Source organism: Kribbella sp. NBC_01505, assembly GCF_045040285.1.
In the GTDB taxonomy this organism is placed as follows: Bacteria; Actinomycetota; Actinomycetes; order Propionibacteriales; family Kribbellaceae; genus Kribbella.
This window is the reverse complement of record NZ_CP109425.1, coordinates 9504841-9524139: the sequence shown is the minus strand read 5'-3', so window position 1 is coordinate 9524139 and position 19299 is coordinate 9504841. Positions and strand designations below refer to the sequence as shown.

Sequence of the window (19299 nt, the reverse complement as noted above, 5' to 3'; positions counted from 1 at the left end):
GTGGACCCGATCAGACCCACCTCGAATGTGCTGGCGCGACGAACATTTCTGAGTTTGGCCGCGGTCAGCGCGCTCGCGGCCTGCGGTACCTCCGGCCCGAAGACGACACCCGGCTCGACCGGTGGCGCGGGCGGCGGATCGACGTACTGGTTCCTCACCGGGCAGCCGCAGCAGGGCATCCGGGAGGCGCAGGTCAAGCGGTTCAACGACGCGAACTCGGGCACGCAGCTGAAGACGACCGAGTTCCAGAACGACGCGTTCAAGCAGAAGATCAAGACCGCCATCGGGGCCGGCCAGGGGCCGACGCTGATCTGGGGCTGGGGTGGCGGCGGGCTGAAGAGCTACGTGGACGCGGATCAGGTCGAGGACCTGACCGGCTTCTTCGGGCAGAACGCGGCGCTGAAGGATTCGATCTTCCCGTCCGCGTTCGGCGCGGCCACGGTCGGCGGGAAGATCTACGCGATGCCGGTCGAGACGACCACGCCGATCGTGCTGTTCTACGACAAGCGCGCGTTCGAGAAGATCGGCGCGCAGCCGCCGCAGTCGTGGGGCGACATCATGGATCTGGTGCCGAAGTTCAACGGCGCCGGGATCGCGCCGTTCTCGCTCGGCGGGCAGTCCCGCTGGACGAACATGATGTGGCTGGAGTTCCTGTTCGACCGGATCGGCGGCAGTGCGGTCTTCCAGAGCATCTTCGAGGGTACGGCGGGCTCGTGGTCGGACCCGTCGTCGCTGAAGGCGCTCGACGAGATGCAGAAGCTGATCAAGGCGGGCGGTTTCATCAAGGGCTTCTCCTCGATCACAGCCGACTCGAACGCCGACCAGGCGCTGCTCTTCACGGGTAAGGCCGCGATGATGCTGCACGGCGCCTGGACCTACGGCAACATGAAGTCCTCTGGTGGGGACTTCGTGACCGGCGATCACCTGGGCTACCTGAACTTCCCCGCGGTCGACGGCGGCAAGGGCGATCCGACCGACACGGTCGGCAACCCGGGGCAGTACCTGTCGATCTCCTCGAAGGCGAGCGCGGCCGACAAGGAGACGGCGAAGAAGTTCCTGGCGAACAACACGCTCGACGACGCGTCGGTGGAGGCGTGGGTGAAGTCGGGCAACATCGCGGTCGCGAAGAGCTCCAAGGACAAGCTCGCCGGGATCACCGACAAGAACGACGCCGCCTGGCTGAAGTTCGTCTACGACACCTCGGCGAACGCGAAGAACTTCGCGCAGTCCTGGGACCAGGCGCTCAGCCCGACCCAGGCCGAGACGCTGCTCGACAACATCGCGAAGCTCTTCCAGCTGTCGATCTCGCCGCAGCAGTTCGCCGACAGCATGAACGCGGTGATCGGCAAGTGAGCTCCGGTACGGCGGGTGGCCCGGGCCGAGCGGTTACCCGCCGTACCGGTTCTTCTCACGGAACCGGTGCGGTGTCGTGGATGGTGTTTCCGGCCTTGATCATGTTCGTGGTCTTCGGCGTGATCCCGCTGATCGGCGTACTGGTGCTGAGCTTCGCGCAGTGGGACGGGCTGGGTGCGATTCGCCCTGCTGGGCTGGCGAACTGGGGATCGGTGCTGTCCGATCCCGGGTTACCGCATGCGATCTGGGTGACGTTCGAGATCATGATCTTGTCCTGGGCGGTGCAGACACCGCTCTCTCTGCTCATCGGAACGTTTCTTGCCGGCCGGCAGCGGTACCGCGGTTTGCTCGCGGTGCTGTACTTCGTTCCGCTGCTGCTCAGCTCGGCGGCGATCGCGATCACGTACAAGGCCTTGCTGGACCCGAACTTCGGGCTCGGCGCCGGTCTGAAGATCGGTTTCCTGACGCAGGACTGGCTGGGGCGCAGCGGGCTCGCGGTCGGCGTGGTGATCTTCGTGGTCTCGTGGCAGTTCATCCCGTTCCACTCGCTGATCTATCAAGGTGGCGTTCGGCAGATCCCGACCACGATGTACGAGGCCGCCTCGATCGACGGCGCGGGGCGGGTGCGGCAGTTCTTCAGCATCACGGTGCCGCAGCTGAAGTACACGATCATCACCTCGTCGACGTTGATGGTGGTCGGGTCGCTGACGTTCTTCGACCTGATCTTCGTGCTCACCGCGGGTGGGCCTGGTGATGCGACGCGGGTGCTCGCGCTCGACATGTACAAGCGCGGGTTCCAGGCGAACCTGATGGGCCCGGCGAGCGTCATCGCCGTACTGCTGGTGCTGCTCGGTCTCGCGCTGGCGTTGCTGTTGCGGCGGCTCGGCGGCAGTACGACGGCCAGTCAGCAGGAAGGGGCCTGAGATGCGCAAGCTTGTGCGGCTGAACTGGCTGGGCGGCTCGGCCGGCTGGTTGTGGCTGGTGATCGTGATGATCCCGCTCTACTGGATCGTGGTGACGAGCTTCAAGGACCAGTCGGCGTACTTCAGTCAGAACCCGTTCGCGTTGCCGAGCGCACCGACGGTTTCGAACTATCAGCTGGTGATCCAGTCCGACTTCCCGCGGTACTTCGTGAACAGCGTCATCGTCACCGCGGGCACGATCATCCCGGCGGTGACGATCGCGTTCCTGGCGGCGTACGCGATCGTGCGCGGGGCCGGCAACCGGTTCCTGGCCGGGGTGAACGGGTTGTTCCTGATGGGGCTGGCTATTCCGTTGCAGGCAACGATCATCCCGGTCTACCTGCTGATCATCCGGATGCACCTGTACGACAGTCTGCTCGCGATCGTGCTGCCGTCGATCGCGTTCGCGATACCGCTCTCCGTGCTCGTGCTGACGAACTTCATCCGCGACGTCCCGAAGGAGCTCTTCGAGTCGATGCGCGTCGACGGCGCGACCGAGTGGGGGATGCTGCGGAAGCTCGCGCTCCCGCTGACCCGGCCGGCGCTGGTGACGGTCGCGATCTACAACGGGCTCGGGGTGTGGAACGGGTTCCTGCTGCCGCTGATCCTGACCCAGAGCCCCGAGCAACGCACGCTCCCGCTTGCGCTGTGGACGTTCCAGGGGCAGTACAGCGTGAATGTCCCTGCAGTGCTGGCCTCCGTCGTACTGACCACCCTCCCCATCGTCATCCTGTACGCCGTCGGCCGCCGCCAGCTGTTGAGCGGTCTCACGGCCGGGTTCAGCCGCTGAACGCGGGGAGCGCTCTCCGGCCTGCTATTCCTTGCGGTCGGCGACGGCTCGGGTGGCGAACAGCGCGGCGGTGAGGATCGCCGCGCCGAGGACAGCCAGCAGGATCAGCGGTACGGCGCTCTCGGCGGGGGAGCGCTCTCTGTCGGAGAGCAGGCTCATCAGGGCGCGGATCGGCGAGATCCAGCGGAGCAGGAGGACCGCGAGGATCGCGGCGGCCGCGGTGAGCATGGCGATGCCGATCCGCGGGATGACGAGGCGGGAACAGAGCAGCCCGATCGCGATCCCGACCAGAGCGGCGGTGAGGTGCGCGACGACGCCGATCGTGAGGATGCCCGCGGTCACGACGTGCTTGCCGGTGACGAGCGGGTAGCAGATACCGATCACAATCAGCGGGAGACACCAGGTCACGATCACGGCGACGGTGATCGCGAGGACCTTGGCCGAGCTGCCGATCATGACGAGCGTGATGCGGCGTTGGGTCGGATCCTCGTGGTTGACGATCGAGACGGTGAGCCACGTCGTACACACGAGCATCGCGAGCACGCAGAACGCGTAGGACGATTGCAGCGGGCCGTCGTCGGCCGTCGTACCGACGGCCAGCGCGGCGAGGAAGATCAGGGTCGGCGGTAGGTAGCGCTGCGACAGCAGCACGCTGGTCATCAGAAACCGGTAGAGAGCGCTCACCGGGCGTTCACCTGCCGCACCGAGCAGCCCTGCGAGAGCGCGGACAGCAACACCGCGTCGTGCTGCCCGGTCACCACGACGAGCGTCGTACCGTCGGCGCCGCGATGAACCTCGACCACCTCGGGCCGTCCCGACCAGTCGAGCTCGGGCCCCGGCGCCAGCACGATCTCGGTCAACGCGGCCGGCCGGGAAACGTCGTGGAGCGCTCTCTCGTGAAGCTCGTACGTTCTCGTGGCGGTGGAGCGAACAGTCTCCGTGGAGTGTTCGGTGAACGCCACGGCCGCACCCGCCGCCGCGGTCTCGCTGAGCAGCTCACGCAATGTCGCGTGCGCGGTCGCATCAAGCCCGGCCCAGGGTTCGTCCAGCACGAGCAACTCCGGCGGAGCAAGCAACGCCTGGGCAAGCGCGACCTTCTGCGCGTTGCCCTTCGACAACTTCCGCATCGGCGTATCCGCGCCACCGCTGAGCGCGAGCCGCTCGAGCAACACCGAAGAGCGCTCTCTCGCCGCCTCCGAACTCAGCCCGCGGATCCGCCCCAGATGCCGGAGATACGCCGACGCCGACAACCGATCATGCGACGTGAACACATCCGGCACGTAACTGACGATCCGCGCGGTACGCCGTACAGACCCTGAAGTAGGTCGCGACAATCCCACCATCAGCTTCAGCACCGTCGACTTACCGGACCCGTTGGCACCAACCAGTGCCACCAACTCGCCCGCGCCAACCCGTAGATCAACCTCGCTGAGGATCTCCCGCCGCCCGAACCGCTTGGAGACCTTCGCCAGCCGCACAACCTCCATCCCCCGACCCTATCCGCGGCGGGTTCACCTCCGAGCCAACGAGCCCCAGCCATGACGGCCCCGCTGCGTGTCAGGCTGGGGTGAGACACGAGCTGAGGAGTAGCTAATGGCGGGCAACGCTGTCGTCAGGTGCCGATGCGGTCACTTGTGGACGGTTCACCTGGAGGGGGTGTGCAGTGCGGAGGAGGGCCCCTGCGACTGCCAGGGTTTCTACCCTTCGGACTGGCGGCGCAACACCACCAAAACCTGCCGTGGCTGCGGTCACGGCAAATCACAGCATTCGGGCGTGAGCTGCCAGGCGAGGGTCGGCGAGGAGACCTTGACCGAAACCCGCACCGGTTTCGAAGGCGAGGTGTGGACCACCAAGCGCACCATAGGCGTCCTCTGCTCATGCGAGAGCTTCTGGTGAGCATTGTGGCTAGCTGATCGCTGCCGTCCGACTTCTTAGACCGGTCACAATCTGGGCCGGAATCGTAGCGGGCATGACGGAAATGATGGTTGGGCTGCGATCTCGGACCCGGCGGTGGGCGCCGCAGTTGGTTGCCGATCTGATGGGGTTGCTGGCGATCGGCGCCGTGGTGGTGACGACGTGGATCTGGGCGCGCAACGGCGGTCTGCTGCAGACGTTCGTGTATCCGCAGTACTTGCTGGAGTCTCAGGCGCTCTACACCGGCCTGCTGTCGCAGGTGCTGATGGTGTTGATGGTTCTGTTCATGGCGCGGATCCCGTGGGTGGAGCAGTCTTGGGGACACGATGTGCTCGCACGGCGACACAAGTGGCTCGGGTACGTCTCCTTCTGGCTGGCGCTTGTGCACACCGCGTTGTTCGCCCTCGATCGGGTTCGGCGTCGGCCGTCGGAGTGGGCGGGTGCGTTGTGGCAGCTGTTCGTCACCGACTCATGGATGCTGTGGGCAACGATCGGCACGCTGCTGATCATCGGGGTGGTGATCACCTCGATCCAGATCGCCCGGCGGCGGCTGCGGTACGAGTCCTGGCATCTGCTCCACCTGTACGCGTACCTCGGGATGGCGTTCGTCCTCCCGCACGAACTCGCCGACGGTACCCACTTCCACGCGGCCTGGACCCGTACGTTCTGGTGGATCCTGTACGGCGGATCGCTGGCCGCCGTACTGATCTGGCGGGTGCTGTGGCCGCTGTGGATCTCGTGGCGGCACCGGCTGGTCGTCGAGGCGGTCGTCCCCGAGACAGAGAGCGCTTTCTCGGTTGTTCTCCGCGGGCGGCGGTTGGATCGGCTCCGGACCGAGTCGGGGCAGTTCTTCATCTTCCGATTCCTTGGTGGGCAGGGGTGGACGCGGGGTAATCCGTACTCGATCTCCGCGGCCCCGACCGGCGACGGTCTGCGCATCACCCTCGAGGCCGGCGGCGACGGAGCCGAGCGAGCCCGGACGTTGACCGCCGGGACCCGGGTGCTGATCGAAGGCCCGTACGGAACGATGACCGCGGCCCGGCGTCGCCATCCGCGCATGGTGATGCTGGCGGCCGGTGTCGGGATCACGCCGTTCCGGGCGATGCTCGCGGACACCGGCTACGGGCCTGGTGACGCGACGCTGATCTACCGGTACACCGATGCCGAGCATGCGATCTTCCGGACCGAGCTCACCGAGCTGGCCGAGCAGCGTGGCTTCGAACTGATCCTGCTGCCGGGGCGCCGCCGCGACGACGGTTCGTGGCTGCCGATGGACGCCGACGGCACCGATACCGACGTACTGCTGCGATGTGTGCCGGACATTGCCGACCGCGACGTCTTCGCCTGCGGTCCGGTGCCGTGGCTGAGATCCGTTCGCCGGTCCGCCCGTCGGGCCGGCGTCAAGACCTGCGACTTCCATCACGAGGACTACGCCTGGTGATGGCTGCCCAAGGAGGAACCATGCGCCGCAGCACCTTCGTCGCCGCACTGATCGTCGCCGCCCTAGTCATCGGGTACGGCGGCCTGCTCAGCGCCGCGCCGTCCACCAGCTCCACGCAGACCGGTAAGCCGGGCGAAGCGCCCAAGCCGTAGCTCGTTCACAACTCAGGAGAATCCATGAAGAAGATCATCGCGTTCGCCCTCGGTACGGCGGCCCTCGTCGCCGGCGCCATCGGCGTCCAGTCCTTCGCAGCCACCCCCTCGGAGGAAGACAAGCGCCCACCCGCCACCACCTCGACCCCAGCTCCCAAACCCGGCGACACCGACCGCCCCGGCTACACCGAGGACCACACCGGCAAACCCGGCGAAACCAAATAACCCCGCCCCCGGGCGCCCCTCAACGACTTCCTCGCACCGAATCCGCGGTCGCCAGACCCCCAAAGGTGGGCCGGCTGCTCTTTGGGCGCGGGGCGCATCTTTGTGCACGCTGGCCGTCCTTGTGCACGCACCGATCATTTCTGGGGGCTCGGAGTGGTTGGTGGGTTCCCAAAGTCGCGGCCGGTGCACAAAGACACGGCGACCCACCTTTGGGGGAGCGGGAGCGAGGGGGCCGAAGACCACACCGGCAAACCCGGCGAAACCAAATAACCCCGGCCCGCACCTCCGCGCCCCCAACCACCTCCACCAAGAATCCGCGGGGCGGTCGCTAGACGCCCAAAGGTGGGCCGGTTGCTCTTTGTGCACGCCGGCCATCTTTGTGCACGCACCAACCATTTCGGCGGGCTCGGAGTGGTTGGTGGGTTCCCAAAGTCGCGGTGGGTGCACAAAGACACGGCGACCCACCTTTGGCGGCGAGGGGGCGAGGCGGCGAGGCGGCGAGGGGGCGAGGGGGCGAGGGGGCGAGGGGCGAGCGGGCGAGGTGGCCGAGGGGCCGAGGGGGTGAGGGCGAAGGGAATGGGGTCAGGGGGTCAGGGGGAGGGTGAGGATGGCTCGGAGGCCGGTGGTGGGGGAGGTGGTGAGGGTGAGGGTGCCTCGGTGGAGGTCGGCTTGTTGCTGGGTGAGGGCGAGGCCCAGGCCGGAGCCGGGGGTGCGGGGGGAGGGGCCGCGGGCGAAGCGTTCTTTGAGGCGGTCGCGGAGTTCGGTCGGGATGCCGGGGCCGTCGTCGTCGATGGTGACGAAGGCCTGGTGGTCGTCGCGGTGCAGCATGACGTCGACGCGGCCTTCGGGGCGGCCGTGCAGGGCGGCGTTGTCGAGCAGGTTGTCGACGGCCGTGCGGAGGCCGGCTTGCCAGCCGTCCACAGTGGGTGGGCGCATGGTGTCGACGGTGAGCCGGAAGGTGACGGCCGGGTGGCGGTGGCGGGCGCGGCGTACGGACTCTTCGAGGAGGTCGGCGAGGTCGACATCGGCGCGGGCCGGGAGCGCTCCGGCGTCGCCGCGGGCCAGGGTCTGCAGGCCTTCGAGGAGTGCGGTGATGCGGGCGTGTTCGCCGAGGGTGGCGGCCAGAATCTGTTGCCGCTGGTATGTCGCGAGGTCCGGATTGCGATGCAAGGTCTCGAGGTTGATGCCGAGGGTAGTGAGCGGCGTCCGGAGTTCGTGACCGGCGTCGGCGGTGAAGCGACGGGTGGATCGGGTGCTGGTCCGGAGCTTCGCGAGCATGTCGTTGAGGGCTGCGGACAGCTCGGCGACCTCGCGAGAGCCGGTCTCTGACGGGAGCCGCCGGCCCTCGTCCATCGTGCGGATCGCAGCAGCTCCGGCGCGCAGTCGCTGCAGCGGACGGAGCAGGACGGTGATGACCAGCCAGACCCCGGTGCCGGCCACCAGGGTCGCGGCGATCGCGATCACGGTGACCAACTGTGCGTTGGCGGTCAGCCGCTGCTCGACCGGACCGAGGTCCTGGAGCACCTGCAGGCGGTTGCCGTCGGCAAGGGTCTGGGTGAGCGAACGCCAGGTCTGGTCACCGGCGTGCAGGGTGAGATAGCCGTCCGTCGCGGGGACGGGAAGGTCGACCGTGGGCTGGTCACCACGGGCGAACACCTCGCCGCCATGGATCAGCCGGACGAGCGACTGACTGCCGACGAGCAGACCGCCGTAGTCGTCGGCCGGGTGACCGTCGCCCCGGGTGAGCAGCTTGTCGACGTCCTCGCGGACCTTCAGCGCGCGTGAACTCAGCTGGTTGTCGAGGTCGACACGGTCACGATGATCGATGCGTACGGCGATGATCAGGCCGGTCAGGGCGACCACGACCATCACGAGCAGCGCCACGCTGGCGGTGATCCGGGCCCGCAAGCTCCGCGGAACCCTGCTCATGGGCGCAGGACGAATCCGACACCGCGGACGGTGTGCAGCAGCCGGTCCTCACCGGTGAGCTCCAGCTTGCGGCGCAGGTACCCGATGAACACGTCGACGACGTTCGTGTCCACATCCCAGGTGTAGCCCCAGACCTGCTCGAGGAGCTGGTTGCGGCTGAGCACCTGCCCGGGGTGTTGCCCGAAGACGAGCAGGAGGTCGAACTCGCGGGTGGTCAGCCCGAGATCGCGGCCGGCCCTGGTCGCGGTACGGCGTACTGGCTCGATCGCGAGGTCGCCGATGACGACCGGGCGCTGGTTGCTGCTCTCGTGCAGGCGGACCAGGGCGTGCAGGCGGGCGGCGAGTTCGCCGAGCGAGAACGGTTTGACCACGTAGTCGTCGGCGCCGGCGGCCAGACCGGCGACCCGGTCGTCGATCTCGTCGCGGGCCGACAGCATGCAGATCGGGAGGGTGCGGCCGGCCGCGCGCAGGCGGCGAACCACCTCGACGCCGTTCAGGCCGGGCATCACCACGTCGAGCAGCACGACCGCGGGCAGTCGGGTCTCGATCTGGGCCAGCGCGGACTCGCCGGTCGGCGCGGCGCGGACGGTGAAGCCCTCGGCGCCCAGGCCGAACTCCAGTGATTGCCGGAGGCTCGCATCGTCGTCCACGACCAGGACCTCGGGGATGCGGGTAGCGATAAGACGACCTCCTCGCGGATTCGGCAACCCTGTGGTCTCAGTGTGCCGACCGATCCACAAAACAGCTTAAGAATCCGCCCGGTGTGGCGAGGTGCTGTGGAGCGGGCGGGGATAGTTGGGGGTATGACGAGTTCGGTGGACGAGCCGGGGGCCGGTACGGCGGGGGTGGCTTCTCGGAGGGTGTTGTCGCGGGAGGTCTGGTTGGTGCTCGCGTTGTCGCTGGGGGCCTCTGGAGTGGCGGCGATCATCTCGTTCACGGGGATCTTGACGTCGTCGAAGCCGATCAGTGGGCAGACGGCGGTGATTGTGGGGTCCCGGGCGCCGGGGCGGCCGTGGCTGGATCTGGCGTGGCAGGTGTTCGCGGTGGTGACTGCGCTGGTGCCGGTGGCGTTGGTGGGGCATCTGATGGCGCGGGGTGGGGAGTCGCTGCGGACGATCGGGTTCGATCTGCGGGAGCGGGTGCGGGACCTCGGGCGGGGGACTGCGGTCGCGGCGGTGATCGGTGGGGCCGGGCTGGGGTTCTATCTGCTGGCTTATGCGTCGGGGGCCAATTTGAGCGTGGATCCGGCTCAGCTGCCGGATCACTGGTGGCGGATCCCGATTCTGATCGCGGTGGCCGCGCAGAACGCCGTACTCGAGGAAGTCATCGTGCTCGGGTACCTGAATCGGCGGCTGGATCAGCTCGGGTGGTCGGTCGGGCGCAGTACGGCGGCCAGCGCGCTGCTGCGCGGGTCGTACCACCTGTATCAGGGGGTCGGCGGGTTCGCGGGGAACGTGATCATGGGCGTGATCTTCTGCTACCTGTACCGGCGCTGGGGCCGGGTGATGCCGCTCGTGGTGGCGCACACCGTGATCGACATCGTGGCGCTGGTCGGGGCGACGTACCTGATCGGGAAGGTCGGCTGGCTACCCGGTTCGTAACCGATCAATGCTTCGTCAGGTTGTGAAGAGCGTGACAGTCAACGGGGAAATCGAAATTGTTCACGAAACCGAGGCCGGTCCGCCGCCCGAGGTGCAGCCGCCCACCGTCGACGCCGGTCTGGCGGCTGCGGCCCTGGCCGTATTCGCCCATCGGCACGAGGTCGTCCACCTGCTCTACGCCGCGAGCGACGAACCGGACGCGCTGGCGCGGATCGCGAACCTGCTGAAGGTGGACGAGTCAACCATCGGGCGGGTCCTGGACCAGCCGCTGCGCTGGATGCTGCCACAGTTCCGGGCCGAGCTGGAGACAATCTCCGCGGCACCGGGCTGAGGCCGGGCTACCGTGTCCCGGTGCAGAGCTACCAGGCGGACCTTATCGAGATCGCGGACGAGCTGACCGAGGCGTATGTCGAGGTGTTCACGGCACCGCCGTTCGAGCACCGGGACCCGGCGGAGACCCGCGCCGCGTTCCGGCAGCGGCTGGAGGGCGACGTACGGCGCGAGGGCTTCCAGGCGTGGATCGAGCGGTCGGCCGACGGGCGGATCGCCGGATTCGTCACGGGCTGGACGACGCCTGCGCCGTTCCGGACGGATCGCTCGTACGGCGCGGTGCTGGAGCGGCTCGGGGCCGAGCAGGTGGACGAGTTGCTGATCGATGCGTTCGAGGTCGACGAGCTCGGAGTGCTGGCTGCGGCCCGCGGTACCGGTCTCGGCCGCCGCCTGCTCGCGACGGCCACGGCGGAGCGTTCCCGCGCCTGGCTGCTCGCCTGGAACCAGAACTTCGACACCCTGGCCTTCTACCGGCGCATCGGCTGGCTCGAGCCGGAGGTCCGCGGCGACGAGACCGACATCATCGTCTTCGTCGCCCCCACTCACCCCCGGACGCCGTAACGTCCGAACGATCGGAGGGCCCCGTCTCCGGCTTTTCGGACGTTACGAGATGTGCTGCCGTAACGTCCGAAGGATCGGAGGGGCCCGTCTCCGGTTTTTCGGACGTTGGGCTAGAGGGCGAAGAGGGTCTTGGCGTTGTGCCAGTGGATGGCTTCGGCCTCGGCGGGCGTGAGGGCGGCGGCGGTGAGGGCGCCCAGGGCCACTGAGGGGTCGATGAGGGTCGCGTCGGTGCCGAACATCAGGCGGCTCGGGCCGATCCGGTCGAGGATCCAGCGGATGCGGTCGGCGTCGGGCGCGGACCAGCAAGGTTCGAACCAGATGTTGTCGGCGCGACGTGCGGCCTCGGGGACCTGAAGCCAGGAGCCGGCGCCCATGTGACCGGCGATGAGGCGGGCGTCGGGGACCCGAGCGGCCAGGTCGGCGAGGTCGAGGACGGTGTCGCCCCAGGTGTGGACCAGGGTCGGCAGACCGAACTCGGTGGTGAGCTCGACCGCAGCCTGCATGGCCGGGGCGGTGATCGGAGTCCGGCTGTACTCGGTGTGGATCTTGGCGCCGACCCACCGATCGTTCCCGGTCACCAGATCCCGGAGGTCGGCACGGGCCTCGTCGAGGCGGCGCGGGTCGACGACGAGCATGCCGCGGAGGCGGTCGTCGGCGGGGAGCTGCTCGGCCAACGCGCGGTTTCCGGCCGGGGCGTCGTACACGATGCTCTCGATCGAGGAGACCAGCTGCAGGTCGATGCCGAAGCGGTCCATCAGCTCGAGGTTGACCTCGATCGGGCCGACCTCCATCGAGAAGAACCACGGACCCCAGTGAGCGTGGACGTCGATCAGCATCACGGCTCCAGCAGCTTGGTCAGGGACTGACTGCCCGCCTGGGCGATCTCGGCCGCGGTCAGCTTCGAACTGAGCAGGCGGCCGAGTACGGAGTAGGTCTCGTGGAACGGCGTCCGCGTGCCGAAGACGAGGCGCTCGGCACCGACCTCCGCGGCGATGATCTCCAGCGAGTCGGGCCCGGTCAGCATCCGGGTCGAGGTGTGGAAACCGGGCTCCGCGCGGGCCAGCAGCACGAAGTCGCCGAGGTAGTAGAAGTGCGTGTCCAGGAACACGACCCGCGCCCCGAGCCCGCGCAGCGCCGGTCCGACCACGCGCACATCGCCTTCGACGAACAGCGGCAGCCCGGCCTCGACGACGAGCCTCGCCACATGACCGAAGGACGGGTACGACGGTTCGACCGCCTGCGCGGCCGGCGCCAACCGGATCCCGGCCGGCCGCTGCGAAGAGCCCAGCAACCGGTCCAGCTCGCGCTCGGCACCCAGTGGATCCCGCAGATCGAGCACCGGGCAGCTCGTCCAGCCGTTGCCCTCGGCCACTTCCCGCGCCTCGTCGTTCCCGGACGGTACGTCGAAGTGGACCGCCCGCAACGAGGCCACCACCCCACCGGAGATCCCGGTCCCGGCGAACACCTCCCGCACCCGTTCGGGCCGGCTCCAGCGCCCGGTGGTCACGTCGTGCCCGACCAGGATGTCGCAGTCGAGCAGTAAGGGCGGTTGGGTCATCACTTCTCCAGGGCGAGGGCGGAATGCACCTTGCGGACCGCCGTGACGATATCGTCCACGTCGGCCCCGGTGTAGTTCTCACACCACGGCAGCACGAGCAGCCGCCGTTCGATCAGCTCCTCGGCGTTCGGGCACAGTCCCGGCGGATACTCGGCGTCCTGCAACGGGAACCCGGACGCGCCGTACGTGACCTTCGAGCGGATCGCCGGCGCGGCGTACAACGGCTCGGTGAGGTAGCCCGGCGTACAGGGCACTCCCTCGGCCGCCATCGCCGCGGCCCACGCGTGGATGTCACCGTCGAGAATCATCAGCGGGTACTGCCAGTACACGTGGTCGTCGTCATCGCGCGGCGGGAGCAGGCCGACGAGGTCGCCGATCCCTGCGGTCAGCTTCGCCGCGCCGGTACGACGGTCCTCCACCACTGCGGGCAAGCGGGTCAACTGGACCCGGGTGACCGCGGCGGCCAGCTCGGTCATCCGGTAGTTCAGAGCCAGGAAGAGGTACGTGCGTTCGTCGGTGTCACGCGGCCAGCCCTTGTCGGTGAACAGCCGCATCCGCCGCGCCAGCGCCGCGTCGTCGGTCACGACGAGCCCGCCGTCACCCGCGCTGATGTGCTTGCTCTGCTGGAGGCTGAAGCAGCCGATGTCACCGATCCGCCCGGCATACACGTCCCCGACCGGGGCCAGATACGCCTGCGCACAGTCCTCGATCAGCAGCAGCCCGTGCTTGTCGCAGAGCGCGCGCAACTCGCGGATCGGCGCCGGTTTGCCGAACAGGTGCACGGCCAGCACGGCCTTCGTGCGCGGTGTGATCGCAGCCTCGACGGCGGCCGGATCGAGGTTGCCTGTCGTCAGGTCGACATCGGCGAACACCGGTACGGCGTTCTGCATCAGGATGGGGAAGACCGTGCCCATGTCGCTGATCGGCGTGGTGATGATCTCGTCGCCCGGCTCCGGGTTCACCGCGGCCACGGCCAGATGGAGCGCCGCCGTACCGGAGCTGCAGGCAACGGAATGAGCCGAGCCCATCAGCGCGGCGAATTCGCGTTCCAGCGCGGGCACTTCGGAACCCCAGGTCGCGGACAGGATTCCGCTGCGGATCACCCGCTCAGCGGCCGCGACCTCCTCGTCGCCGAAGCGGCGGCCGGAGGCCTTGAAGACCGACGGCAGGGGAGTGGAGCGGACCGGGGTCCCGCCGTTCACGGCCAGCTCGGACACAGTGCCCCCTGGTGGTAATTACGGTCATGGCTGTAATTGCCACCGACAGTACTAGATCAGAGGTGGACGCGGTAGACGACCAGCGGACGGCCGCTGCCGGTGCCGATCTGGGTGCCGGTCGCATCCGCGAGACCGGCCCGCTCCAGCCGGTTGAGCACGCGGCGTGCCGTCCGCGGCTGGATCCCGAGGTGATCGGCGACCGTGCGCGTGGTCAACCCGTCCTCGGGCTCCGAGTGCACTAGCTCCTGGAGCCGCTCAAGCGTTGCCTTCGACAACCCTGCGCGCTGTGCGAGCAGCTGCAGCTTCGACCGCTGCTGCGCCCGCGGTGTCGCGCCACCGACCAGGATCAGGTCGATGTCGTTGCGCAGTGAGACGACCGCCGCCGTCCGCCCGGCCGTTTTGGCGCGGCCGAGTGCTCGCCGGGCCAGCGCCTCGGTCTCGATGCCGGAGCCGCCGATCCCGAACCCGATCCGCACCGGTCCGAATTGTTCCTTCAACCGGGTCAGCATGCCGAGCTCGGTGAACGCTGCCGTCGCCTGCTCGAGCGGTCCGCGGGTGGCAATCACCAGGAACCGCTTGTCGTCGTACGGGATCACGCTGCCGCCGAGAGAGCCGGCCTCGCGCCGGAGAGCGCTCTCGCCGGCCGCCGCGATCTCTACCAGGCCGAGCGCGATCTGGGCGTCGTCGCTGCGTAGCGCGTCATGGACCAGGAGTAGACCATTGAGCGAGCTGCGGACCGAGTGGATCGACGGCGCGAGCCGGATCGTCGGTCGCTCGGACTTGAGCTTGTCGTACGCCGACCGCAGGCACGTGATCGCCACCGTCGCCTTGGCCGCTCGGTGGAACTCCAGTACGTCGTCCGAGCTCAGGCCCGGGCGGTACGGCAGCACCTTGACGCCGCGGGTCGGCAAGCCGGCCTCGGCCAGCGTCTCGTGCACCTGAGCCTCGTCCAGTACGTCGATGCTCATCGACTTGATGTCCTGGCCGTCGCCGAGCAGCTCGACCAGGGCCCGCAGCAGCGTGGCGCCGGTGTACTCGACGTGGGACGCCGGGCGGTCGAGCAGGTCGTGGGCCGCGGCGATCTGGTACGGCACGACGCCGGTGAACAGCCAGGCATCGACGCTGGGCGGCGCCTCGGCCATGATCTTCGGGGTATCGGTCTCCCGGCGGTACTTCAGAGGCAGAACCTCGATACCGCGCTGGGATCCGATGATCTTGCAGGTGGAGGTGACCAGGTCCGACGGCCCGACCACCCCGATCGTCGTCACCATCGCCGAGCTGCCTGTCTCACTGGCACAGTCTCGTCAGATCGCCGCGCCCTCGCAACAACCCGCGCCGTACGGCGGCTGCCCCGGTTCTGGACCAGTGAGTACAGTCGAGGTCGTGCTGACTGCCAAAGGAAGGGCGACCCGGGACCGAATCGTGGCCGCGGCCGCCCGGGAGATCCGCGAGCGGGGGATCGCCGCGGTGACGCTCGACGACGTCGGGCAGCGCAGCCGGACCGGGAAGAGCCAGCTGTTCCACTATTTCCCGGACGGCAAGGAGCAGTTGCTGCTGGCCGTCGCCGAGCGTGAGGCCGAGCGGGTGATCGAGGACCAGGAGCCGCAGCTCGGCCGGTTGACCAGTTGGGACGCCTGGCAGGAGTGGCGCGATGTGGTCGTCGAGAAGTACCGGCGGCAGGGCGTGCACTGCCCGCTCGGCGTACTGATCACCGAGATCGGACGGCACACCCCCGCCGCGCAGGCGGTGACCGGCAAGCTGCTGACGCAATGGCAGCAGGCGTTGCAGGCGGGGATCCATCAGATGCAGGCTGCCGGCGAGATTCGCGCCGACGTCGACGCGAACCGGGCAGCCGGCGCGTTGATGGCAGCGATCCAGGGCGGCGTCGCGATCCTGATGGCATCCGGATCGGCTCAGCATCTCGAGTACGCGCTGGATCTCTGCCTGGACTATCTCAAGAATTAGCTGAGTCTGCGGGTCAAGACCAGTTGACGACCGGCGGCTGGTAACCGGCCGGCTTGTCGCCGACCTTCGCGCCTGCACTGACCAGCCAGCCTTGGTACTCCGGCGTGAACATCCGATACACCGATTCAGCCGGTACGGCGCTCGCCGCGTCGAGGTCGGCTCGCAACGCGGCCGGCAGTTCGAAGTCGAGCGAACCCATGGTCGCGGTGAGCTGCTCCGGAGAGCTCGCTCCAACGATCGCGGACGCGACGCCTGGTTGGGTCGCGACCCAGTTCACCGCGACCTGAGCCATCGACACATCGAGCTCGTCGGCCACCGTCCGCAGGGTCTTCAGCAGCTCCCATTGCTGGTCGGTCCGAGAACGCGGGGGAGCGCTCTCTCCGGTCAGGCGGCCTTCTCCGGCGATGCCGTCGACCTGGTCCCGGCTGTACTTCCCGGTCAGGAAACCGCCGGCGAGCGGACTCCACGCGGTGATACCGAGCCCGAGGTTCTGCGCCATTGGGACGTGCTCGGTCTCGATCGTGCGCTCGGCCAGCGAGTACGGCAGTTGCAGGCTGACCATCGGTACGGCGTCGTTCTGCGCGCGAGCGGCGTACCAGGCCGGTACGTCGGACAACCCGGCGTACCGGATCTTTCCGGCGCGGGTGAGGTCGTCGAACGTGCGCAGAACCTCGTCGACCGGGGTGATCCGGTCCCAGGTGTGCAGGAGGAACAGGTCGAGGTAATCGGTCCCCAGCCGGCGCAGTGAATCCTCGACCGCGCGGATCATGTGCTTGCGGCCGTTGCCGCCGGCGTTCGGGTTGCCGGGGTCGACGCTGTTGGTGAACTTGCTGGTGAGCACCATGCGATCACGGAGAGCGCTCTCTGCGATCAGCTTGCCGAGGATCTCCTCGCTCTCGCCCGCGGTGTAGAAGTCGGCGGTGTCGATAAAGTTGCCGCCGGCATCGACATAGCTGTGGAAGATCGCGGCGGCCTGGTCGGGGGTGCGGCCGTAAGGTGCATGGAATCCGCCGGTGCCGAAGTTCATCGTGCCGAGCGCGAGCCGGCTGACGCGGAGACCTGAGCGGCCGAGGAGGTAATAGTTGTCAAGTGCCATGACTTCAGCGTTCCTCGGGAAAAATGGACCGGCAAGTACAAAGTTTGAGAGGGGACGGACGTGCTGACCGAAGCGCAGCAGCGCGGGCTCGAGCGGCTGGCGGAGCTCGCCGTACCGGCTGACGACTACCCGTCCGCGGCGGAGGCCGGGGCCGTCGAGTTCATCGAACGAGTGCTGACGATGGACCGGCCCGACTGGGGTCCTCGAGTGGACCGCGCGCTCTCGGTCGCGGGGGAGGCTGATCTCGCGGGGGTGCTGGCGGATGCGGATGGGGCGTGGCTGGTCCACCTGATCGCGCAGGGGTACTACGCGGGCGGGCCCGGGCGTTCGGCCGCGGCTTGGAGCATGGTGGGCTGGCGGCCGGATGCGGCGGGGGCTTGGGATCCGGTCTCTACCGAGCTGACGATCACGCCGCGCAGCGCGTTGGCGGATCGGTACGACGTGGTGGTGATCGGGTCTGGGGCTGGCGGCGGTACGGCGGCGCAGGTGCTGGCCGAGTCTGGGCGGACGGTTCTCGTGGTTGAGGCCGGCCGCTATCCGACGACCGAGTCGCTGGCGCGGGATCACCTGCGGAACCCACGGTCGGTGGCAGGCCTCCCCGCGGTGACCGATCCGGATCCGCAGGGCCGGCCTCGAGTAGCGGTCGTGGACGGCGTGACGTCGTACCCGCTGCCGCCGGATGGGGAGTGGGGCAACAACGCGTTCACGGTTGGCGGTGGGACGCGCGTGTACGGCGCGCAGGCGTGGCGGTTCGTGCCGCGCGACTTCCGGATGGCGAGCACCTACGGCGTACCGGAGGCAAGCGGTCTGGCGGACTGGCCCATCTCGTACGACGACCTGGCGCCGTACTACAGCCTGGCGGAGCAGCGGTTCGGCGTCAGCGGTGGCGGAATCGACCCCTGGCACGAACCACGGCAGCTCCCAATGCCGCCGTTGCCGAGGACCGGCCCGGCGCACCGGCTGGCAGCTGCTGCGGAGACACTCGGCTGGGGCACGCTCGACGTACCGCTGCTGATCAACTCGGTCGACTACCAGGGCCGCGCCGCCTGCGTTCGCTGCGGCCAGTGCGTCGGCTTCGCCTGCCCAGTCGAGGCAAAGGCCGGCACACACAACACCGCACTGCCCGCAGCTCTGGCGACCGGCAACTGCACACTGCTCACCGAGACCACCGCAGAGCGACTGGTCGTCAGGAACGGCCGAGTCGTCGGTGTCGCACTGGTCGACGGACTGCTCTGGCGGCGCACGATCGAGTGCGCGGAGGTTGTCATCGCAGCCGGCGCCTCCGAAACCCCGCGGCTCCTGCTCAACAGCGCCCACGACGCCGAACCGAACGGCCTTGGCAACAACCACGACCAGGTAGGTCGCTACCTCCAGGCGCACGTGTACGCCGGTGCCGTCGGACTGTTCGACGACGAACTGGCCGACCTCATCGGCCCCGGCGTCTCGATCGCCACCTGCGACTTCCGCCACGGCAACGACGGCATCATCGGCGGCGGCATGCTCGCCAACGAGTTCGTGCCGACCCCGGCCGCGACCTACGACTACCTCACCAACGCCGGCCTCATCCCGCGCGCAGGCCTAGCCAGCAAACAAGCGATGCGCCGCGAGGCCCGCCGCATGCTCCGAGTCGTCGGCCCCATCCAAGAGGTCACCTCGAGCGACTCCCGAATCCAGATAGACCCGCGGACCCGCGACCGCTTCGGCAACCCCGTCGCCAAGATCAGCGGCTCCATCCACCCCGAAGACGTCCGAGCCCAAGCCTTCATGAGCGCCAAAGCCCAACAATGGCTCCAAGCCGCAGGCGCCAGCCGAACCGCCACCTCCTCGCTAGGTACGACGTCCCGCGCCAGCACCGGCCAACACCAAGCCGGCACCTGCCGAATGGGCACCACCCCCACCCACTCCGTCACCGACCCCCACGGCCGCCTCTGGAATCACCCCAACGTCCGCATCACCGACGCCTCCACCCACGTGACCAACGGCGGCGTAAACCCAGTCCTAACCGTCCTGGCCAACGCCCTAAGAATCACCACCCACCTGGTCAGCGACTCGCCCTAACCCGCACACCAGGTCAGTCTTCTTCAACGTATGACTCTCATTCGCCTTCCACCGTCCGTCCACCAGGGTGAGCAAGTCATGCGTCGACACCTCACCCCCCGCCGGCGTGACCTTCCCCTTTGGAGTGTTCCCGATTTTTTGGACGCC

Annotated in this window: 20 protein-coding genes; 11 read left to right on the top strand and 9 right to left on the bottom strand. The window is 68.3% G+C overall.

Going from position 1 to position 19299, the window contains the following annotated elements; genetic code table 11:
- The 3 genes from OG474_RS44345 (at position 1) to OG474_RS44335 (ending at position 3105) form a co-directional block, all read left to right on the top strand.
- On the top strand, positions 1 to 1353 hold the full coding sequence (locus tag OG474_RS44345) for an extracellular solute-binding protein (RefSeq protein ID WP_405059713.1): 1353 nt from the start codon (positions 1 to 3) through the stop codon (positions 1351 to 1353).
- Positions 1354 to 1433: 80 nt separating this feature from the next.
- Entirely contained in the window at positions 1434 to 2276 is an 843-nt protein-coding gene (locus OG474_RS44340) for a carbohydrate ABC transporter permease (RefSeq protein WP_405059712.1), read from the top strand.
- Position 2277: 1 nt separating this feature from the next.
- Complete coding sequence (locus OG474_RS44335) at positions 2278 to 3105, top strand: carbohydrate ABC transporter permease (protein ID WP_405059711.1); 828 nt, start codon at positions 2278 to 2280, stop codon at positions 3103 to 3105.
- Positions 3106 to 3129: 24 nt separating this feature from the next.
- On the opposite strand, the gene OG474_RS44330 is transcribed toward OG474_RS44335, so the two are convergent.
- Both OG474_RS44330 and OG474_RS44325 read right to left on the bottom strand, forming a co-directional pair.
- Positions 3130 to 3789 (bottom strand): hypothetical protein, encoded by a 660-nt coding sequence (locus OG474_RS44330; RefSeq protein ID WP_405059710.1) that lies wholly within the window; start codon positions 3787 to 3789, stop codon positions 3130 to 3132.
- Positions 3786 to 4592, bottom strand: a complete 807-nt coding sequence (locus OG474_RS44325; RefSeq protein ID WP_405059709.1) for an ATP-binding cassette domain-containing protein — start codon at positions 4590 to 4592, stop codon at positions 3786 to 3788. Before OG474_RS44325 ends, OG474_RS44330 begins: the two co-directional genes overlap by 4 nt.
- A gap of 482 nt (positions 4593 to 5074) precedes the next feature.
- On the opposite strand from OG474_RS44325, the gene OG474_RS44320 reads away from it, so the two are divergent.
- Genes OG474_RS44320 through OG474_RS44310 form a run of 3 tightly spaced genes read left to right on the top strand, consistent with a single transcriptional unit; the run spans position 5075 to position 6837 of the window.
- Positions 5075 to 6460: a ferric reductase-like transmembrane domain-containing protein gene (locus OG474_RS44320; RefSeq protein WP_405059708.1), complete on the top strand. Its 1386-nt coding sequence runs from the start codon at positions 5075 to 5077 to the stop codon at positions 6458 to 6460.
- 20 nt (positions 6461 to 6480) lie between these two features.
- Positions 6481 to 6612 (top strand): hypothetical protein, encoded by a 132-nt coding sequence (locus OG474_RS44315; protein ID WP_405059707.1) that lies wholly within the window; start codon positions 6481 to 6483, stop codon positions 6610 to 6612.
- A gap of 24 nt (positions 6613 to 6636) precedes the next feature.
- Positions 6637 to 6837 carry a hypothetical protein gene (locus OG474_RS44310; protein ID WP_405059706.1) on the top strand — a complete coding sequence of 67 codons (201 nt, stop codon included), beginning with the start codon at positions 6637 to 6639 and terminating at the stop codon, positions 6835 to 6837.
- A gap of 582 nt (positions 6838 to 7419) precedes the next feature.
- On the opposite strand, the gene OG474_RS44305 is transcribed toward OG474_RS44310, so the two are convergent.
- Both OG474_RS44305 and OG474_RS44300 read right to left on the bottom strand, forming a co-directional pair.
- Positions 7420 to 8766 (bottom strand): ATP-binding protein, encoded by a 1347-nt coding sequence (locus OG474_RS44305; protein ID WP_405059705.1) that lies wholly within the window; start codon positions 8764 to 8766, stop codon positions 7420 to 7422.
- On the bottom strand, positions 8763 to 9416 hold the full coding sequence (locus OG474_RS44300; RefSeq protein WP_405059704.1) for a response regulator transcription factor: 654 nt from the start codon (positions 9414 to 9416) through the stop codon (positions 8763 to 8765). The genes OG474_RS44305 and OG474_RS44300 overlap by 4 nt, the downstream gene beginning before the upstream one ends.
- 153 nt (positions 9417 to 9569) lie before the next feature.
- Between OG474_RS44300 and OG474_RS44295 the strand changes: the two genes are divergently transcribed.
- From OG474_RS44295 to OG474_RS44285, 3 genes are read left to right on the top strand one after another with little or no spacing between them, the layout of a single operon-like run.
- The gene (locus OG474_RS44295; RefSeq protein ID WP_405059703.1) at positions 9570 to 10367 is read left to right on the top strand and encodes a CPBP family intramembrane glutamic endopeptidase; all 798 of its coding nucleotides are present in this window, start codon (positions 9570 to 9572) and stop codon (positions 10365 to 10367) included.
- Positions 10368 to 10389: 22 nt separating this feature from the next.
- A complete protein-coding gene (locus OG474_RS44290; RefSeq protein ID WP_405059702.1) occupies positions 10390 to 10698 on the top strand; it encodes a hypothetical protein in 309 nt (102 codons plus the stop codon).
- Positions 10699 to 10718: 20 nt separating this feature from the next.
- Positions 10719 to 11258, top strand: a complete 540-nt coding sequence (locus OG474_RS44285) for a GNAT family N-acetyltransferase (protein ID WP_405059701.1) — start codon at positions 10719 to 10721, stop codon at positions 11256 to 11258.
- 110 nt (positions 11259 to 11368) lie between these two features.
- Here the strand turns inward: OG474_RS44285 and OG474_RS44280 are convergent, their stop codons facing one another.
- The 4 genes from OG474_RS44280 to OG474_RS44265 are packed head-to-tail and all read right to left on the bottom strand — an operon-like array spanning position 11369 to position 15304.
- Positions 11369 to 12094, bottom strand: a complete 726-nt coding sequence (locus tag OG474_RS44280; RefSeq protein ID WP_405059700.1) for an amidohydrolase family protein — start codon at positions 12092 to 12094, stop codon at positions 11369 to 11371.
- Positions 12094 to 12816, bottom strand: coding sequence for a hypothetical protein (locus OG474_RS44275; RefSeq protein WP_405059699.1), 723 nt, complete (start codon positions 12814 to 12816; stop codon positions 12094 to 12096). The genes OG474_RS44280 and OG474_RS44275 overlap by 1 nt, the downstream gene beginning before the upstream one ends.
- A complete protein-coding gene (locus tag OG474_RS44270; RefSeq protein WP_405059698.1) occupies positions 12816 to 14033 on the bottom strand; it encodes a DegT/DnrJ/EryC1/StrS family aminotransferase in 1218 nt (405 codons plus the stop codon). The genes OG474_RS44275 and OG474_RS44270 overlap by 1 nt, the downstream gene beginning before the upstream one ends.
- A 56-nt stretch (positions 14034 to 14089) precedes the next feature.
- Complete coding sequence (locus OG474_RS44265; RefSeq protein ID WP_405059697.1) at positions 14090 to 15304, bottom strand: helix-turn-helix domain-containing protein; 1215 nt, start codon at positions 15302 to 15304, stop codon at positions 14090 to 14092.
- 112 nt (positions 15305 to 15416) lie between these two features.
- Here OG474_RS44265 and OG474_RS44260 point away from each other — a divergent pair, with 112 nt between their 5' ends.
- Positions 15417 to 15998 carry a TetR/AcrR family transcriptional regulator gene (locus OG474_RS44260; RefSeq protein WP_405059696.1) on the top strand — a complete coding sequence of 194 codons (582 nt, stop codon included), beginning with the start codon at positions 15417 to 15419 and terminating at the stop codon, positions 15996 to 15998.
- Between the two features lie 13 nt (positions 15999 to 16011).
- Here the strand turns inward: OG474_RS44260 and OG474_RS44255 are convergent, their stop codons facing one another.
- Positions 16012 to 17094: an aldo/keto reductase gene (locus OG474_RS44255; RefSeq protein WP_405059695.1), complete on the bottom strand. Its 1083-nt coding sequence runs from the start codon at positions 17092 to 17094 to the stop codon at positions 16012 to 16014.
- Positions 17095 to 17154: 60 nt separating this feature from the next.
- Between OG474_RS44255 and OG474_RS44250 the strand changes: the two genes are divergently transcribed.
- A complete protein-coding gene (locus OG474_RS44250; RefSeq protein WP_405059694.1) occupies positions 17155 to 19152 on the top strand; it encodes a GMC oxidoreductase in 1998 nt (665 codons plus the stop codon).
- Positions 19153 to 19299: the final 147 nt, after the last annotated feature.

What these genes read in the sequence shown, in the direction of transcription:
- OG474_RS44310 (WP_405059706.1), top strand. Translation starts at nt 6,637, where the DNA reads ATGAAGAAGATCATCGCGTTCGCCCTCGGTACGGCGGCCCTCGTCGCC.
- OG474_RS44325 (WP_405059709.1), bottom strand. Translation starts at nt 4,592, where the DNA reads ATGGAGGTTGTGCGGCTGGCGAAGGTCTCCAAGCGGTTCGGGCGGCGG.
- OG474_RS44335 (WP_405059711.1), top strand. Translation starts at nt 2,278, where the DNA reads ATGCGCAAGCTTGTGCGGCTGAACTGGCTGGGCGGCTCGGCCGGCTGG.
- OG474_RS44275 (WP_405059699.1), bottom strand. Translation starts at nt 12,816, where the DNA reads ATGACCCAACCGCCCTTACTGCTCGACTGCGACATCCTGGTCGGGCAC.
- OG474_RS44295 (WP_405059703.1), top strand. Translation starts at nt 9,570, where the DNA reads ATGACGAGTTCGGTGGACGAGCCGGGGGCCGGTACGGCGGGGGTGGCT.
- OG474_RS44255 (WP_405059695.1), bottom strand. Translation starts at nt 17,094, where the DNA reads ATGGCACTTGACAACTATTACCTCCTCGGCCGCTCAGGTCTCCGCGTC.
- OG474_RS44265 (WP_405059697.1), bottom strand. Translation starts at nt 15,304, where the DNA reads ATGGTGACGACGATCGGGGTGGTCGGGCCGTCGGACCTGGTCACCTCC.
- OG474_RS44315 (WP_405059707.1), top strand. Translation starts at nt 6,481, where the DNA reads ATGCGCCGCAGCACCTTCGTCGCCGCACTGATCGTCGCCGCCCTAGTC.
- OG474_RS44340 (WP_405059712.1), top strand. Translation starts at nt 1,434, where the DNA reads ATGGTGTTTCCGGCCTTGATCATGTTCGTGGTCTTCGGCGTGATCCCG.
- OG474_RS44320 (WP_405059708.1), top strand. Translation starts at nt 5,075, where the DNA reads ATGACGGAAATGATGGTTGGGCTGCGATCTCGGACCCGGCGGTGGGCG.
- OG474_RS44280 (WP_405059700.1), bottom strand. Translation starts at nt 12,094, where the DNA reads ATGCTGATCGACGTCCACGCTCACTGGGGTCCGTGGTTCTTCTCGATG.
- OG474_RS44305 (WP_405059705.1), bottom strand. Translation starts at nt 8,766, where the DNA reads ATGAGCAGGGTTCCGCGGAGCTTGCGGGCCCGGATCACCGCCAGCGTG.